A 2370-nucleotide genomic window follows, 5' to 3' on the forward strand; every position below is an offset into this window, starting at 1 on the left:
CCCGCCGCCGGTGCGGCCGGCGTCGCGGGCACGGGCAGCAGCACCAGCCGGGGTACGCCGCCGGCGGTGACCAGCTCGGCGACCCCCGGGTAGGCGGGCGTGTCGGCCAGGGCGGGCACCGGCGCGCCGAGCACCGCCGTGGCGGGCGGCTGGACGGGGGTGAGCGGTTCGGCCTGCCAGGCCACCCGGAACAGCGACCGGGCGGCCTGGGTGGCCGCCGGCGGGTCGACGCTGGTCAGGTCGCGCAGCACGAGCGAGTCGATGGACACCACGGGCCGGTCGGTGTGGTCCACGGCGAGCAGCCGCACCGCCGTGCCGGCCCGGGTGAGCCGGACCCGCAGGGTGTCCGCGCCGACGGCGTGGACCTGGACGCCGGTGAAGGCGAAGGGTGCCTTCGGCCCGGTGGTCCCGTCGCCCGGCAGCAGGCCGGTCGGGTGCAGCGCGGCGTCGAGCAGGGCGGGGTGCACGCCGAACCCGGCGACTCCGTCGGGGCCGGCCGGCGGCAGGGCCACCTCGGCGTAGACCGTGTCGTCGCCGTCGGTCCAGGCCCGCCGCAGGCCCTGGAACACCGGCCCGTAGGTCATGCCGTGGCCGGCGAGGGCGTCGTACCAGCCGGTGAGGTCGGCTTCGACGGCGCCCGCCGGGGGCCACGCGCCGAGGCCGCTGTCGTCGGCCGGGTCGGCGGCGGTGAGCACGCCCTCGGCGTGCCGCAGCCAGTCGCCGTCCGGGTCGTGGTCGGGCTGGGCGTGCACGGCGACGGGGCGCCAGCCGGCCTCGTCGCGCGGGCCGACCCGGACCTGGACCCGCACCGCGCCCTGCGCGGGGAGCACCAGCGGCGCGGCGATGGTCAGTTCGCGTACCTGGCAGGGGCCGAACTCTTCGCCGGCCCGCAGCACGAGCTCCACGAGCGCGGTGCCGGGGACGATGACCTGGCCGGCCACCACGTGGTCGGCGAGCCACGGCTGGGCCGACAGCGACAGCCGGCCGGTCAGCACGGCGGCGTCCTCGCCGGCCAGCCGGACGGCGGCGGCCAGCAGCGGGTGGCCGGCCGCGCCGAGGCCGGCGCGGGAGACGTCCGAGGTGCGCCCGGCGGGCCGGAGCCAGAACCGGTCCCCGGCGAAGGCGTACGTGGGCAGGTCCACCCGGGTGGCGGCGGCGCCGGCGAAGACCGGGGCCCAGTCGACGGCGACACCGGCGGCGAAGAGTTCCGCCAGCCCGGTGAGCAGGGCGCGCGCCTCGGGACGGCCCCGGCGCTGGGTCGCGACGGCGTGGGCGTCCCCGGTCAGCGTCTCGCGGATCAGCGCGGTGAGGACGCTCTGCGGGCCGATCTCCAGGAACGTGTCGACGCCCGCGTCCCGCAGGGCGGTCACCCCGTCGGCGAAGCGGACCGCCTCGCGGACGTGCCGCACCCAGTAGTCGACCCGGGTCAGCTCCTGCGGGTCCACCGGCGCACCGGTCACGTTGGACACCACCGGCAGCAGCGGCGCGCGGAACGTCAACCCCTCCAGCACGGTCCGGAACTCGGCCAGCATGGGCTCCATCAACGGACTGTGGAACGCGTGGCTCACCGCCAGGCGGCGGGTACGGACGCCCCGCGCCCGCCAGGTCCGTTCCGTCTCGTCCACCGCGTCCAGGTCGCCGGAGACCACGACGGCGTCGGGTCCGTTGACGGCCGCGATGCCGAGCCGGTCGGTCAGCCCGGCCAGCGTCGGCAGGACGTCAGCCTCCGGCGCGGCGACCGCGAGCATCCCACCGCCGGCCGGCAACGCCTGCATCAACCGGCCCCGCGCCGCCACGAGGGCGCACGCGTCCGCGAGGGACAGCACGCCCGCGACGTACGCCGCGGTGATCTCCCCGATCGAATGCCCACCGACGTGATCCGGCACGACGCCGAACGACTCGACGAGACGGAACAGCGCCACCCCGACGGCGAACAGGCCCGCCTGGGTGTAGACGGTCTGGTCCAGCAGGTCCGCCTCCGGCGTTCCCGCGTCGGCGAACAGCACCGTCGTCAACGGCTGCGGCAGCAGCGGGTCCAGGTGCGCGCACACCTCGTCCAGCGCCGAGGCGAACACCGGGAACGTCCCGTACAGCTCCCGGCCCATGCCGGCGCGCTGCGCGCCCTGACCGGAGAAGAGCACCGCGACGGCGCCCCGGTCGGTGGCGCGGCCGGTGACCACGGCGTCGGTGGGCTCGCCGACGGCGAGAGCGCGCAGCCCGGCGGCCAGCTCGGCGTGGTCGGCCGCGAGCAGGACCGCCCGGTGCTCCAGCGCCGTACGGGCGGTCAGCGAGGTCCAGCCGACGTCGGCGAGCCGGGGCTGGTCGGGTGCGGCGAACCGGTCGGCCCAGCGGCGGGCCTGCCGGGCCAGC

The 2370-nt window shown here is 77.6% G+C and carries 1 protein-coding gene; it reads right to left on the bottom strand.

Annotation, left to right across the window (positions count from 1 at the left end):
• Positions 1-2370, bottom strand: a 2370-nt coding sequence (locus tag B0E53_RS35555; RefSeq protein ID WP_146167943.1) for an acyltransferase domain-containing protein, incomplete at both ends; no start/stop codon positions are given.

The sequence above is a fragment of the Micromonospora sp. MH33 genome (genome assembly GCF_003013775.1).
In the GTDB taxonomy this organism is placed as follows: Bacteria; Actinomycetota; Actinomycetes; order Mycobacteriales; family Micromonosporaceae; genus Micromonospora; species Micromonospora fulviviridis.